Source organism: Hyphomicrobiaceae bacterium (assembly GCA_041397645.1).
In the GTDB taxonomy this organism is placed as follows: Bacteria; Pseudomonadota; Alphaproteobacteria; order Rhizobiales; family Hyphomicrobiaceae; genus Hyphomicrobium_B.
This window is the reverse complement of record JAWKWE010000006.1, coordinates 131,516-145,488: the sequence shown is the minus strand read 5'-3', so window position 1 is coordinate 145,488 and position 13,973 is coordinate 131,516. Positions and strand designations below refer to the sequence as shown.

The following is a 13,973-nucleotide window of genomic DNA, read 5'->3' as shown; positions in this document are numbered from 1 at the left end:
CGAGGCAGGTTTGACGCAACGGGTCACCAGCGAAACGGAGCTGATTCAGAAATATCTGGCACCTTTGAGTGCTGGCGCTCCTGGTGCGCTCGGACTTTCCGACGATGCAGCGTTTTTCACGCCTCCTGAAGATTGCGATGTCGTGGTCACCACGGATCCCATCGTTGCGGGCGTTCACTTCTTTGCCGACGGCCGCGCTGACGACATCGCTTGGAAGGCGTTGGCGGTGAATGTTTCCGACCTTGCCGCAAAAGGCGCCGAGCCAATTGGCTACACCATGGCGCTTTCGTTTCCTGAGCCACCTGAGCACGAGTGGATGGCGATGTTTGCGCAAGGGCTGGCCAGCGCGCAAAAGGCTTTCGGGCTTTCGCTTCTGGGTGGGGATACCGATCACACCAAAGGCGCTCTGTCGGTCGCGATCACGGTATTGGGTGCTGTTCCTAGAGGTCGGATGGTACGCCGTAACGGCGCATCCGCGGGAGATGCGTTGTTCGTCACGGGTACGCTCGGCGATGCGGCGCTTGGGCTCGCCTTGCAGCGCCAGACAAATCTTTTTGATGAAGCTCTTACAAGCGGCGATATGGGATTTCTGCGCGCACGTTACCTGCGTCCTGCACCGCGCCTCGAAATCATGTCGATCTTGCGCCGCTATGCGTCAGCTGCGCTCGACATCTCGGATGGATTTGCCAAGGATCTGGGCAAGCTGGCCGCTGGTGCGGGCGCGCGCGCTGAAGTCCATTTCAACGCGCTTCCCCTTTCACCGCCCGCTCGAATCATGATCCAGGCGCATCCCGCATGGTCTCGGGAAATCCTTGCCGGCGGTGACGATTACGAGATTTTGTTTGCGGTCCCGGAGGCCAAATTGGAGTTGCTGAAGGACGAGATTGCGCAGTTGCCGATCAATGTTTCGCAGGTGGGCTGGCTGCAGCAGGGAACCGGCGTCGTCGTTGTCGATGCCGCAGGAGGCGCAATGCCCTTGGATAGGACCGGATACGACCACTTCTCCTGAAGTATTTTTCCCGGTTGTGTCGCCAAAGTGCGGCATGGTGCGCGCAAAGCGGGCACCCTTACGCCGCATCGTTGTTCAAAAGCCAAAAAACGGCAGAACTGCAACACATTGCAGCCTTGCGTCCGGGCGTAATGGCTTTACGTCACCGTTTGGCCATATGCTTGCGCAGAAGGTTACGATAACAGCGTTTTGTGGCGCAGCGTGAGTGCAGCGGAGCACGTCCGATCGGAACGTAGGCATCCGAAAAAGAGTTCTTGCGATACGGGCGACAATTGAAGTGGGCCGGGCTGAGGAATGATATCTCTAGACTGCTTTAATTCGGTGGGGCTCAGGGCGGCCTGGGCACTCATTGTTTGTACGTTTGCATCGTTGAGCATCGCCATCGGCGCGAGCCCTGCTCATGCGCAGGCATCGTGGGCCGGCCAACAGATCGGCAGTCCGGTCTATGGCGGAGAGGGTGGCGATCGTGAGCCCCCCCCTGAGCGCAAACCCGAACCGCTAAACGATCTGCGGCCCGATGCAACGCCCTGGCGCAGCGACGTGATGCTGAAAGCTATGGCGGCAGCGATCGAGAGCTATCAGAGAATTGTCGATCAAGGTGGCTGGCCCCTCGTGCCGCAAGGGCGCATGATGCGCGCCGGCGACGAGGATCCGCGCGTTCCGATCCTCCGCAAGCGATTGCGGATTTCGGGCGACATGCCGCCCAAGGGCCAGTACTACAACAGCGAAACCTTCGACAGCGAGCTTGAAGACGGCGTCAAGCGCTTCCAGACTCGTAACGGCATTCGCCCGACCGGACGAATCGAGCGTTCGGTTTATGCTGTCCTCAATATGACGGCTCAGGAGCGTCTCGATCAGCTCAAGCTCAACTATGAGCGGTTGCGCGCTCTCACGCAGGGCGGCGTCGAGGATCGCTATGTTCTCGTAAATGTCCCTGCTTTCCAGCTTGAAGCGGTTGAGAAGTACGAAGTGCAGTTGCGCCATCGCGTTATTGTCGGCCGTGTAGGCCGCGACACGCCTGAGGTGCGCGCCACCATCAAAGCTCTCAACTTCTTCCCCTACTGGCGTGTGCCCGACAGCGTCGCCACGCTCGATCTGGTGCCGCGGCTCAAGACCGAGCCCCAGTATCTGTCTGAAGAAGTGATCCGCGTTTATGACGGATACAATGGGCCCGAGCTCAATCCGATGACCATCGATTGGAACTCGCCGCAGGTGGCCAACTACAAGTTCAAGCAGGATCCGGGCGATAAAAATGCGCTGGGCTTGGTGCGTATCGACATGCAAAACGAGTTCGGCGTCTATATGCACGACACGCCGATGAAGAAGCTGTTTGGTCAGCGCAGCCGCTCGTTCTCAGCTGGATGCGTGCGCGTGCAGGAAGTTTTCCAGCTCGCAGAATGGATCGCCAAGTATGAACCCGGCTGGGAGCAGCCCGGCCGCGTCCAGCAGGTGCTGGCGCAGGGCCAGCCCCTCGATCTGACGCTCACACGCCCGATCCCCGTCTATTTCACCTACATCACGGCGTGGGCTGAGCCCTCGACAGGGCGGATCGAGTTTCGGCCAGACATCTACGGCCGGGATCATCCTGCCTCGACGAATACGGCTGCCTGGGTCGATCCTGACGAGGAACGCCCACCTGCCGCTGCAGCCAACGCGCTGGCGCCCTGACGGGTCAGAAGCGAGATTTTCACAACCTTCTAAATTCGGCGCCTGGGCCACGTAGGGCGCCGTTTCTTTTTTGCGTTAAGCCCGGGTTAACAAATCAATCCTAGCCCTGATAGCGCGCCGTTTGGTGGCGCAGCCAAGCTTAATCAGGGACTCGGTGCGAATGGCCAGGATTTGGGCGAGCCTCATTGCTTTCTTTTGTCTCGCGAATACCGCGATTGCCGAAACGCAGCCGCCTTCGAGCTACAAGACGGTCAGCATAGATGGACCCGAGGACTCTCGTAACATCGCTGTCCGCGTAAACGAGCGCATTTCGGAACGGGCACTCTACGATCTGGCCAACGAGATCAACACAAAGCGAAAGACGGGCGAAACCGTTGCGTCTGTGTCGTTCTTCCTGCCAAAAGCCGACCTTGCCGCCCAACCATGGGCGATTGCGCGCTTCCAAAGGGCGCTCCCGGATGTTTCAATTCTTGGTCTAAGAGCGGAAGACGAGGCCCTGTTCCGCTCGGAGGCACAGCTCGATTCGCGTGATGTTGTCGGTGTGTGGCTGACGTCGCCGCCCGCGTTGCCCGGTAAGCTTACGATCCTGAGGTCGAAGGAAGGGCTCGTTGCTGAATGGCATTTGCGCAGCGGCCAGAAGACGACCGACAGGGTAACGACATCGCGCACCTCGCGCGGGATGCGCTACACAGTCGTTGGAGGCGATGGAGCTTACTATCTGGCGACGTACGGCGGAGATTTGCTCCTGGGCGATGCTTCCCGTGTCATCGCGGTTGCCGAAAAGCTGCCAGTTGATCCCACTGCGCGTGTAGCAGCCAAGACGACCGAGGCTTCAGCGGTGGCAGCAACCGCCGATCCGGCCTCTCCTGTCGCCAAGCCATCGCGCACACCCTCACGCCGGGCTTCACGCATCGCGCCTGCAAGGAAATCGAGTGCCACGGTAGCCGATGTGATGGGCGGCGCCATCGCGCGCTGATCAGGCGTTGTTGGGCACACTTTATTGTGGGAACCGAGGGTGCATTTTGCACCGGTCGAAACGCATCGCCGACCCATCAAGCCTGAAACTCGTTCCGCGAAAAATGTCATCGGAATTTCAGATAATTATCTGGCTCCGCGGGTAGGATTCGAACCTACGACCATCCGATTAACAGTCGGACGCTCTACCACTGAGCTACCGCGGAATGCCTTGTCGCAAAGGCATTGGAAAACATTCCAAAAGCCCGAGCGAGCGCCCGCATTACCAGAACACGAGCACCATTGCGAGCGCTTTTGTACGCATTGCGCCCCCATGTGCAACCACCTTTTCGCCTCAGGGGCTTAACAGCCGAACAACGCCGCTTGGAGGCCACGCCCGGAATTGAACCGGGGTACGCGGATTTGCAGTCCGCTGCGTCACCACTCCGCCACGTGGCCTCTTACAACCAAGCGACATGCTCGCCCTTGTGGCGCGCACACGTCAAACCGGCAAAGCCCTCGCTAGCGAAAGATCAAAGCCAGATGACAGAGTGGCCCGTCTATCATGTTCCTGGAAGAAGTTACAAGATGGTCGGCGCGGCTCTTTCGCACTTGCGGCAGCTTATCTGTCGCAGGTAGATGGGGTTTGGCGTATAGGAACAACCGGTTCATCAGCCATCAGCAAGCCCGCGCAGCCCGGAATTGCTGGCTTTATCGGACCATTGGAGCCTTGGGATCGAGGGAGATCGAATACGATGGCCGACAGCGCCCTGCAGCGAAAAAACATGGTCGAAAGCCAGGTTCGCCCGAGCGACGTCACGGACCGTCGCATTACGGCTGCCATGCAGGACATCGCGCGCGAGACATTTGTTCCTTCCAAGGCGGAGCGCGCGCTTGCGTATATGGATGGCGCGGTTCCCGTAGGCGGCGGACGGGCGATGATGGCACCGCGCACGCTCGCACGGCTGATGCAACTTGCGGACTTGGAACCTACGTCCACGGTGCTGATTGTTGGCGCGTTGACGGGGTATTCGGCAGCCATTGCGTCCCGCATGGCCGCCAAGGTCGTCGCATTGGAGGCGGATGCTTCACTTGCATCGGCAGCGCGCGAAAATCTGGCTGCAATCGGTGCGGCTAACGTAGAGATCGTCGAGGGTGGTCTGGCGGCAGGTTATGCCGATGGTGCCCCCTATGACGCGATTATCGTCGATGGGGCCGTAGAAGATCTGCCCGAAGCACTGTTCGCGCAGCTGGCTCAGGGCGGGCGCCTTGTGGCGATCAAAGCGCGGCAGGGCCTTGGGCGCGCTGTCGTGGCGACCAAGGTTGCCAACACACCGTCAGAGCGTGTCGCCTTTGATGCCTCAGCACCTCTGGTTCCGGGATTTGAGCGGCCCGCCAGCTTCATCTTCTAGTGAACGCAGCTCGAAATCGACTCGCAGGCCCCGGAGAGACTCAAAGCTTGGCTCGCCCACCGGAGCGCCGTCGCGGGTGCGCGCGATAAATCGATTTTTGATGGGTATCCATGCCCAAAAGCGTCCAGTTGCGGTTCGGGAACCTGCCTCAATCTAAGTGCTGCGAAAGTGATTCGCAGTGGGGCGTGCTGGAAACGAAGGAACTAGTGGTTTCAAGGGCGTAGCCCACGTATATCGCAAGCGCTCTTAGAGTCTTAAAATAGTATTAATCAGACCAGGCATGTGTGAATTCAGCAACGCGGCATGTTCAATGCACGTAGGTGGGGCTCTGGTGCCTCCCGTGTGGGCCGGCGTTGGGGTATGTCTGTGCATAGCAATGTCGGCATTTGCACTGTAACTCGAGAATCGGGCTATTTGTACTGAGGCGGGGTGCGAGGCGCGTTAAATGGGGGCGTCCCAACTGTGGTCTGGGGAGATCGCGTGGGGCTGACAGGGACAAATAGATGACGCTGCGCGTTAACCGGGGGGCTATGCGAGCATATGGGGCAGGCGCCCTTGCCGCACTTGCCATTATGCTGGCGCCGCAAGTAGCCGTTCCCGCCCATGCGGAAACGTTGCTCGATGCCGTTGCTGCAGCCTACCAATACAATCCGCAATTGGATGCGGAACGTGCACGCCTTCGTGCAACTGACGAAGAAGTTGCGCGAGCGAATTCAGGCTATCGACCGCAGATTGGTTTCAATGCCGATGTAGGACGAGAGAACTTCAACGTGCGTCCTGCCACTGGCGCTGGTGGCTCGACATCGCCGCGCGGATATACGGTGGACTTGGTGCAGCCGGTCTTTCGTGGCTTTCAGACGACCAATGCCGTTAGCGAGGCCGAATCGCTCGTGCGTGCAGGACGTGAAAACTTGCGGGGGGTCGAGCAGCAGGTGTTGCAGGGCGCGATAAGCGCCTTTGCAGATGTTGTGGCTGCACAAAACGTCGTGCGGCTGCGCGAAGGTGGTTTGGAATTCTTCAATCAAGAACTGAAAGCGACCAAGGATCGCTTCGCAGTTGGCGAAGTGACCAGAACGGACGTTGCTCAGGCTGAGGCTCGCCGCGCTCTGGCCGTTGGCGATCTTGATGCATCACAGGCGAACCTGAAGTCGGCTCGTGCACAGTTCGAGCAGATCGTGGGCCATGCGCCGCGCAGCCTGGTCGATCCGGGTTGGAATACCCGGCTGCTTCCGCGTTCGCTCAATGAGGCCATCGCGATCAGTGCTCAGGAAAATCCGGAGGTCGTTGGCGCTCTCTATCGTGAGCAGGCTGCACGCTTCACGGTTGATCGCATTCGCGGCGAGTTGTTGCCAACGGCCCAGCTTGAAGCCTCCTATACGGAGCGATTTGATGGCACTGTCGGGATCGATAAGACGGAAACAGGACTCGTAGTCGGCCGTGTAAACGTGCCCATCTACACTGGTGGCGAAGTCGAAGCGCGTGTGCGTCAAGCCAAGCACACGCACGTATCCCGGATACAGGAAATCGAGCAGGCTCGTGCGTTGGCGCAATCGGATGTAGCGAAGGCTTGGGCCCAGCTTCAGGGTGCTAAGGCGCAGCTTGTCTCCGACAAGGCTCAAATCGAGGCAAACCGCACCGCTCTAAACGGTGTACGTGAAGAAGAGAAGGTCGGACAACGCACGCTGTTGGACGTGTTGAATGCCCGCCAAGAGCTTCTGGTTTCGGAAATTCAGCAGGAAGCGACCAAGCGGAACGTCCTAGTCGCGACTTATGCCGTGATTGCAGCTATCGGTCGCCTGAATGTCGCCGAACTTGGTGCCGTCAGCAGCGTCTATGATCCTGTGGTCCACGCTGACGAGGTTCGCCGCAAGTGGTTTGGTATCGACATTACGCACGATGATGGCCGGACAGAGCACCACGACGTGTGGGAGGCCGAGGTGTCCCACGAATCGATGAAGTGACCGGTCGCCGACGTGATGCAAATTTGAACGGGCCCCCAATGGGGCCCGTTTGCATTAGTGCGACAGCTTGATGCGATTGGCTGAGGTGCGGCGATTCAATGTGTTTGCGACAAAGGTGCGATCAGCAACGAAGCAGAAACCGCCAAATTGCCTTGAGAGCGCCAAGAGCCGGCGCTAATTCCTTGTGGTAAACCACCAGTGTGGCCTTCAAACAGCGTTTTGCCGTCTATAATCACACAGATCGGGAGCGCGTTTGTAGCTGGCTAGCAGCGCCCGTTAGCGATACTTGGCGGTGATTGGCGAAGGAGCGTGGCCTAAAACGGCCGCGCATCTTGAAAGGTGCGGTATGACGAGACTTGATCCAACCGGCGGCGAACCCAGCATGGAAGAGATCCTGGCTTCAATCCGCAAGATAATTGCCGAGGATCCGCCTGGCTCGCGCCCCGAGCCGGGTTCCAAGCCGAATCGCCCCGTCTCAGCGCCGGAAGGCAATAGCAGCGGGATCTCCAGCTTAGGCTCCGCCGTGCAGCCCCATATCGCATCTGCCGAATCGAAAGATTCAGCGGAGAGCACACCTGCTCCTGCGTCGGAGGGGGCACAGGACGTCAAGGCGGCAACCGCAAGCTTTTTCTCGCACCGCCCCTCTCTAGATTCGCCGCGTCCGCAGGCCGAGCCGCTGCCGACGATGAAGCCGGTGACGCCCTTCAGCACCAATCCTTTCGCCGCACCACCCCAGCGGCAAGTGTCGACCTTTGATATTGATGCGCAGCTCGCAGATGTTCTCGGCGGGCCTGCCAAGACAGACAGTGCGCAAAGCGCGTCTGGTCTGTCGCTGGGAAAACCCGCAGCTGCACCTCCGCAGAATTTCAATGACCCTGTTCAGGGTGCGCTCGACAGCCATGCAGCGCCAGCGGTCGAGACTGCTCCTGCAAAGGCTGCTGCCCCTTCACCGGCTGGAGAAAGCTCCGATCCCTTTGAGTTTTCGCTAGGGCCGTCTCCATTCGCACGCAAGGAGATGCCGCAACCGGCTGAAGCGAAACCTGAACCAAGTAAGGATATTTTCGGATCCTTCGTGCCCGTGCGCGAGCCATGGCCTTCCGCAAAGCCAGACTTCACCTCTGCCTCGCAGCAGCCGCCAGCTCCGGCGGAGAAGTCTTCGCAGCCGGACTTCAGCACGATGAATTCTTTCACCGCCGTGTCTCAGTCTGAGGCGACCGCGACTGAGCCGCAGGATAAAATGGCCGTTGCGCCTACGCAGGGATCGTCCGGATCTCAGACGGTTGATAGCGAACCTGCCGACGATCCATTCGGTGAGATCAGCTTCCGTCCGAAGGCCTTCGGGACCAGCCCTGCGTTTCCCGCGTCGTCGGCCGATAAGGTATCTGCGCCGTCGTCGTTGCCATCTTTCGAACCGCTTGAGCAACTGACGCGCGCTGCGCACGGCGTGCCCGAAGCGTCCTTCGGTGCGTTGGAACGTTCTCAGACGGAGAATACGCTTGAGCGAGATGAGCCGGAGGTTTCTGACGCTTCAGAGACGATTGAAGACAGCGTGATGGATGTGCAGCAGACAGCTTCGTTCGAGACCACTGCATCTGATGCACACGAGCCCGAGACAGAGCAGGAAGAGAAAGCGACTGCCGAGGAAACAGCGCCAGCCACGTTGTCAGATCTGGCGCCGCGCAGCTTTGAGACGGCTTCAGTAAACGTCGGCGGGATCTCGGCGATTTTGACCGAGATGCCATCGGAAAAAGCAGCGTCAGACGATGCTGATGTCGAGGTCGTTGAGCCGGAGTTGGAAAACAACAGCAACTCCACGCAGCTAAGCGATGAAAATGCTCAGCGCGAGATGGAAGCGGATGCTCGCATGCAGTCGTATGCGGCATCCGACGATGCGACTGCGGGCGATGGGCGTTCTTTGGTTCCACACAGCAGGGATAATGAAAACGTCCCTGCGCCACGAACGATGGAAGAGACTGTCGCTGAGCTTTTGCGCCCTATGCTCAAAACATGGCTTGCGGAGAATATGCCCAAGATCGTCGAGCGGGCGCTTCGCAAGGAACTGGCAGAAAGCAAGCCTTTCGCACATAAAACGGCTGCAGAATAAAACTTTCGGACGAGACGGTGACGCGATTGCGTCAATAAAAGCGGAGCACACGTGCTCCGTTTTTTATTTTTGTTTGCGAAAACTTCGTCAGCCGCCTCGCCGCCATACGAGCGCCAAGGATTGGCGCTAATGCAACATGCAAGGGCGAATAACACCGCGGCTGTTTTCGGGAACGGAGCGAGGTGCGCCAACAACGACGGCGAGGGCTCAAGGGAGAGATGGGCCGGAACCGGGGAGAAAACCGAACCGAAGGGCAATGAGCGGGAGTGCCGGCGCGGTTCTGCGAAGTAGTTTGTACGCAGACAGAGGTAGCGTCATGACCACGATCAATGGGTATAATGGGGCCAATCACAACGTAGAAGACATCCTCGCATCTATTCGCACCTCCATCGCCGATGATGCGGGGCCGACGCGAATGGTTGCACAAGAGGCGCGTTTGCCGGCGCGGCGCGATCCGCCCCCCGCAGATGCCGCAGAATTCGAGCTGCCGGCGATATTCAAGCCGGGTCACAATTCCCTTCCTGAAAAACCAAAGCTGTTTGGACGCTTGAGCGATGCCCTGAAGACGGCAACGCCCCAGGAAGAGGAACCGCGCTCGCGCACGGTTATTCCATTCGATCCTTCGGTCGCGGGACGTATGCTGGAACCGCCGGTGCAGAGCGTCATGAGCGCTCAACGCACCAATGCGCCTCAAACCACTGCTCCTCAGCAGGCCTCTCAGCCCAGGCCGTCACCTGCCGAGCACGAAGAAGAGCCGGTCGCGCGCGTGATGCCGACGTTCTTCGACACCCGAATTAACAGGTTGGGCGAGCTGACGCGGCAAGCTTACGAGCCGCCGAAGCCCGATCCTGAACCCGAGCAGGTCGAGGTAGAGCCTGAGCCGCAGGCCGCGCTGCGCCAGCCTCCGGAGCTTCCTGAGGCCGGATTCGCCCAACATGCGACAGAAGCGGTGGATGACGCGGCCGCCCAGCTGCTTCGGCCGATGTTGCGCCAATGGTTGCATGAAAACATGCCTAAAATCGTCGAGAAGGCACTGTTGAGCGAGGTGCAAGGGTCGCAGCCCAAGGGGCGCAAATAGCCGCACAGTTGACAGCACGGGAAGGAGCGCCTTACGACCGGGACATCCACGGTTATTAAGCGAAACCTCACCCCATGCTCGAAAAGACATTCCAGCCGGCCGAGATCGAGCCGCGCATCGCTGCCGAATGGGAGAAGGCGGAAGCCTTCAAGGCGGTGCGCGGCACGCAAGGTGGCGGTAAGAACGCTGCGTTCTCCATCGTCATCCCGCCGCCCAACGTGACAGGCTCGCTCCATATGGGGCACGCCTTGAACAACACGCTGCAGGATGTGCTGGTGCGTTTCGAACGTATGCGCGGACGCGACGTGCTCTGGCAGCCAGGAACCGACCACGCGGGCATTGCCACGCAGATGGTGGTGGAGCGCAAGCTCGCCGCCGATGGTGAGCCTGGTCGCCGCGACTTGGGCCGCGACAAGTTTCTTGAAAAGGTCTGGGCGTGGAAGGCCGAGTCCGGTGGGACCATTGTCAATCAGCTCAAACGGCTGGGTGCGTCGTGCGATTGGTCGCGCGAGCGCTTCACGATGGACGAGGGACTGTCGAAGGCCGTGCTCAAGGTCTTCGTCGAACTCTATCGCGCCGGGCTGATCTACAAGGACAAGCGGCTCGTCAATTGGGACCCAAAGTTCCAGACCGCGATTTCCGATCTCGAAGTTGTGCAGGTTGAGAAGCGCGGTTCGGTCAATTGGACGAGCGGCGACGCTGAGAAGCCGTTCGATGAAGCCGCGCTTGCTAAGGCGCTCGCGAAAGATCCTAACGGTCACATGTACCACTTCCGCTATCCGCTGACGAAGAAGGTCGACGGATACGCAAAGGACTACATCGTGGTCGCCACCACACGACCAGAGACTATGCTTGGCGATACCGGCGTTGCGGTGCATCCGGAAGATGAACGCTATGCGCCGCTCGTCAAAGCGGGCGCAAAAGTAAAACTTCCGCTTGTGGGGCGCGAGATCCCGATCGTGGCCGACGAATATTCCGACCCCACCAAGGGTACGGGCGCGGTGAAGATCACGCCTGCGCACGACTTCAACGACTTCGAAGTCGGCAAGCGACAGGGACTTGAACAAATCAACATTCTTGATGCTTTCGGCCGCATCAATGAAGAAGCGCCGGCAGCGTATCGCGGTCTCGACCGTTTTGATGCGCGCGTGAAGATCGTGGCCGCGATCAATGAACTAGGTCTTCTGGAAAAGATCGAACCCACCACGCAGACTGTGCCGCACGGCGACCGCTCCGGCGTTGCCATCGAGCCATGGCTCACGGATCAGTGGTACGTGAAAGCCGAGGAGCTTGCCAAGCCCGCGCTGGCCGCAGTCAAGGAAGGCAAGACCCGCTTTGTGCCCGAGCGTTTTGCCAACGATTACTATCGCTGGCTTGAGAACATTCAGCCATGGTGCATTTCTCGCCAGCTGTGGTGGGGCCATCAGATTCCGGCATGGTATGGACCTGACCGCAAGGTGTTCGTGGCGCACGACGAAGCCGATGCCCACGCCGAGGCAAAGCTGTTCTACAAAAAAGACGTGCCTCTGACGCGCGACGAGGACGTGCTCGATACCTGGTTTTCATCCGCCCTGTGGCCGTTCTCGACACTCGGCTGGCCGGAAGACACGCCCGAGTTGACGTCTTACTATCCGACCAGCGTTCTCATTACGGGCTTCGACATCATCTTCTTCTGGGTCGCCCGCATGATGATGATGGGCATCCATTTCATGGAGGACGTGCCGTTCCACGACGTCTACATCCACGGCCTTGTGCGTGACGGGCAAGGGAACAAGATGTCGAAGACGCGCGGCAACGTCATTGATCCGCTCGATATCATCGACGGCATCGGAGTGGACGCGCTCATCGCCAAACGTACCGCGGGACTGGCGAAGGAGCAGGCCAACAAGGTCGAGAAAGAAGTGCGCAAGGATTACCCGCAGGGCATCAAGTCCTACGGCACCGATGCGTTGCGCTTCACGATGGCGGCCATGGCGGCGCAAGGCTCGGACGTGAAGCTCTCCATCGAGCGCGTCGAAGGCTATCGCAATTTCGCAACCAAGCTCTGGAACGCATCGCGCTTTGCAGAGATGAACGAGTGCGTGCGCGAGCCGGATTTCGATCCTGCGAGCGTCAAGCAGACCATTAACAAATGGATCATCGGCGAGACGCAACTGGTGGCTGGCGCGATCACCGCCTCTCTGGAAGCCTACAAGTTCAATGAAGCGGCCATTTCCGCCTACGAGTTCGTGTGGGGAGAATTCTGCGACTGGTATCTGGAGCTCATCAAGCCGCTGCTTGCGGGCGAGGACGAGGCTGCGAAGTCCGAAACGCGCATGACCGTCGCGTGGGTTCTGGACCAGATCCTCAAACTTCTGCACCCGTTCATGCCATTCATAACGGAAGAACTGTGGGCCCACATGGTCGAGCATGGCGTCGCGCGCCGCACGCTGCTGTGCCTTGCGACGTGGCCGCGTTTCGACGATCTCTACGACAAGGCAGCCGCCGACGAGATCAACTGGATCGTGCGTCTGGTCTCGGAAATCCGCTCGGTACGCACCGAGATGAACGTTCCGGCTGGCGCAAAGGTGCCGCTCGTGATCATCGGCGCGGACTCGGCGTTGAAGGACCGTGCCGTTCGCAACGATGACACGATCAAGCGTCTGGCTCGTCTGGACGACATCTCGTTCGCCAACGCAGAGCCAAAGGGCGCGGCGTTGATCGTGTCAGGTGAAACGACGGCGGCTTTGCCGCTTGCGGGCATCATCGATATGGCGGCGGAAAAGAAGCGTCTGGCAAAAGCCATCGAGAGCGCGACGTCTGATCTTGCGAAGATGGATGCCAAACTGTCCAACCCGAGCTTCGTGGAGCGTGCAAAGCCGGAGGCGATTGCCGAGGCCCGCGCCCGGAAGGCGGAACTCGAAGCCGATATCACGCGCCTGTCGGCAGCGCATAAGCGGTTGAGCGACTGATCGCTCACCGCGCATTTGCTGTGCTTCGTCAGTGGTGAGGGACGAGATTGTCCGCGTTAACGGGCCGCTGCCTTTGCGCGTGCCCAGAAGCTTTTGGCTGAAGGGATGCCTGCGTCTGTCGCAGCAAACTTGACGATGGCGGACTCTGCCTCTTGCAGAATTTTCACGCGCAGCTCTTTGAGCTTCCAGCCGAAGCCGTCGATTGCGAGCTTACCGAGGTACATGCGGTTGGGATCGTGTTTGTCCAGCATGTCGATCTCGAACGTCGTAAGCGAGGTAAATTCCGCTCGCTTTACACGTGCCCAGGCGCGCTTGACGCGCTCCGCAATTCCAAGCTGCGAGTCGTCCGTCTGTCCGGAAACGTACTCACGATAGGTCTTGCGGGCCTCGAACAGCTGCGGCAGGCCCTCGGGCGTCAGATAATTGTCAATGGCGCGGTTGACGGCGCCTTGCCCCCAGTAAGCCTTGAAGCGCTGCCACAGCCCGAGTTTGGCTTGGGGCGCTGTCTCGGGGTCGGGGAGATTTAGGGCGATGCGCCCAATGTCAGGGGCAAGCGAAGCACGAATACCCGGCCAGTCGATCTGGCGCGCAAGATAGGCGCTGTCGCCGTGATGGACCGCCTCGCGGATCCACCACGCCGTCATCAGAGGCGAAGCGAGGTATCCGCCGATAACAAACAGAACCAAACTTGCCTTCAGTAACAGTGCCTTCATGTATTCACAGCTCCAGCACGCGCGCACGCCGCGACAACTTTAAGGCGGCATGCTGCCTGGAAAATCGGGCTCTAATCTGGCCAATTTTGGCTCCAAAGCCGCAATCGAACACCAACCGCGCGG

9 protein-coding genes and 2 tRNA genes are annotated in these 13,973 nt (G+C 59.5%); 8 read left to right on the top strand and 3 right to left on the bottom strand.

Annotation, left to right across the window (positions count from 1 at the left end; translation table 11 throughout):
- The first annotated feature begins 10 nt into the window (after nucleotides 1–10).
- The 3 genes from thiL to R3D51_16635 all read left to right on the top strand — a co-directional run bounded on the left by thiL (nucleotide 11) and on the right by R3D51_16635 (nucleotide 3,653).
- A complete protein-coding gene (thiL, locus tag R3D51_16645; protein MEZ5901109.1) occupies nucleotides 11–1,009 on the top strand; it encodes a thiamine-phosphate kinase in 999 nt (332 codons plus the stop codon).
- A 294-nt stretch (nucleotides 1,010–1,303) separates the two neighbouring features.
- On the top strand, nucleotides 1,304–2,677 hold the full coding sequence (locus R3D51_16640; protein ID MEZ5901108.1) for a L,D-transpeptidase family protein: 1,374 nt from the start codon (nucleotides 1,304–1,306) through the stop codon (nucleotides 2,675–2,677).
- Nucleotides 2,678–2,837: 160 nt separating this feature from the next.
- On the top strand, nucleotides 2,838–3,653 hold the full coding sequence (locus tag R3D51_16635) for a hypothetical protein (protein ID MEZ5901107.1): 816 nt from the start codon (nucleotides 2,838–2,840) through the stop codon (nucleotides 3,651–3,653).
- 130 nt (nucleotides 3,654–3,783) lie between these two features.
- On the opposite strand, the gene R3D51_16630 is transcribed toward R3D51_16635, so the two are convergent.
- Nucleotides 3,784–3,858: transfer RNA gene (locus tag R3D51_16630), tRNA-Asn, on the bottom strand.
- Nucleotides 3,859–4,016: 158 nt separating this feature from the next.
- A tRNA-Cys gene (locus tag R3D51_16625) sits at nucleotides 4,017–4,090 on the bottom strand.
- Nucleotides 4,091–4,386: 296 nt separating this feature from the next.
- Between R3D51_16625 and R3D51_16620 the strand changes: the two genes are divergently transcribed.
- From R3D51_16620 to R3D51_16600, 5 genes are all read left to right on the top strand, one after another.
- Nucleotides 4,387–5,043, top strand: a complete 657-nt coding sequence (locus R3D51_16620) for a protein-L-isoaspartate O-methyltransferase (protein ID MEZ5901106.1) — start codon at nucleotides 4,387–4,389, stop codon at nucleotides 5,041–5,043.
- A 503-nt stretch (nucleotides 5,044–5,546) separates the two neighbouring features.
- Nucleotides 5,547–7,004, top strand: coding sequence for a TolC family outer membrane protein (locus R3D51_16615; protein ID MEZ5901105.1), 1,458 nt, complete (start codon nucleotides 5,547–5,549; stop codon nucleotides 7,002–7,004).
- A 346-nt stretch (nucleotides 7,005–7,350) separates the two neighbouring features.
- Nucleotides 7,351–9,108: a DUF2497 domain-containing protein gene (locus tag R3D51_16610; protein ID MEZ5901104.1), complete on the top strand. Its 1,758-nt coding sequence runs from the start codon at nucleotides 7,351–7,353 to the stop codon at nucleotides 9,106–9,108.
- A gap of 316 nt (nucleotides 9,109–9,424) precedes the next feature.
- Nucleotides 9,425–10,186 carry a DUF2497 domain-containing protein gene (locus R3D51_16605; GenBank protein ID MEZ5901103.1) on the top strand — a complete coding sequence of 254 codons (762 nt, stop codon included), beginning with the start codon at nucleotides 9,425–9,427 and terminating at the stop codon, nucleotides 10,184–10,186.
- 74 nt (nucleotides 10,187–10,260) lie between these two features.
- Nucleotides 10,261–13,137 (top strand): valine--tRNA ligase, encoded by a 2,877-nt coding sequence (locus R3D51_16600; GenBank protein ID MEZ5901102.1) that lies wholly within the window; start codon nucleotides 10,261–10,263, stop codon nucleotides 13,135–13,137.
- 56 nt (nucleotides 13,138–13,193) lie between these two features.
- On the opposite strand, the gene R3D51_16595 is transcribed toward R3D51_16600, so the two are convergent.
- A complete protein-coding gene (locus tag R3D51_16595) occupies nucleotides 13,194–13,850 on the bottom strand; it encodes a DUF2939 domain-containing protein (GenBank protein MEZ5901101.1) in 657 nt (218 codons plus the stop codon).
- Nucleotides 13,851–13,973 lie beyond the last annotated feature (123 nt).

Excerpts from the sequence above, each read along its gene's own strand:
- R3D51_16610 (MEZ5901104.1), top strand. The coding sequence starts at position 7,351 with ATGACGAGACTTGATCCAACCGGCGGCGAACCCAGCATGGAAGAGATC.
- R3D51_16635 (MEZ5901107.1), top strand. The coding sequence starts at position 2,838 with ATGGCCAGGATTTGGGCGAGCCTCATTGCTTTCTTTTGTCTCGCGAAT.
- R3D51_16620 (MEZ5901106.1), top strand. The coding sequence starts at position 4,387 with ATGGCCGACAGCGCCCTGCAGCGAAAAAACATGGTCGAAAGCCAGGTT.
- R3D51_16595 (MEZ5901101.1), bottom strand. The coding sequence starts at position 13,850 with ATGAAGGCACTGTTACTGAAGGCAAGTTTGGTTCTGTTTGTTATCGGC.
- R3D51_16615 (MEZ5901105.1), top strand. The coding sequence starts at position 5,547 with ATGACGCTGCGCGTTAACCGGGGGGCTATGCGAGCATATGGGGCAGGC.
- R3D51_16605 (MEZ5901103.1), top strand. The coding sequence starts at position 9,425 with ATGACCACGATCAATGGGTATAATGGGGCCAATCACAACGTAGAAGAC.
- R3D51_16640 (MEZ5901108.1), top strand. The coding sequence starts at position 1,304 with ATGATATCTCTAGACTGCTTTAATTCGGTGGGGCTCAGGGCGGCCTGG.
- R3D51_16600 (MEZ5901102.1), top strand. The coding sequence starts at position 10,261 with ATGCTCGAAAAGACATTCCAGCCGGCCGAGATCGAGCCGCGCATCGCT.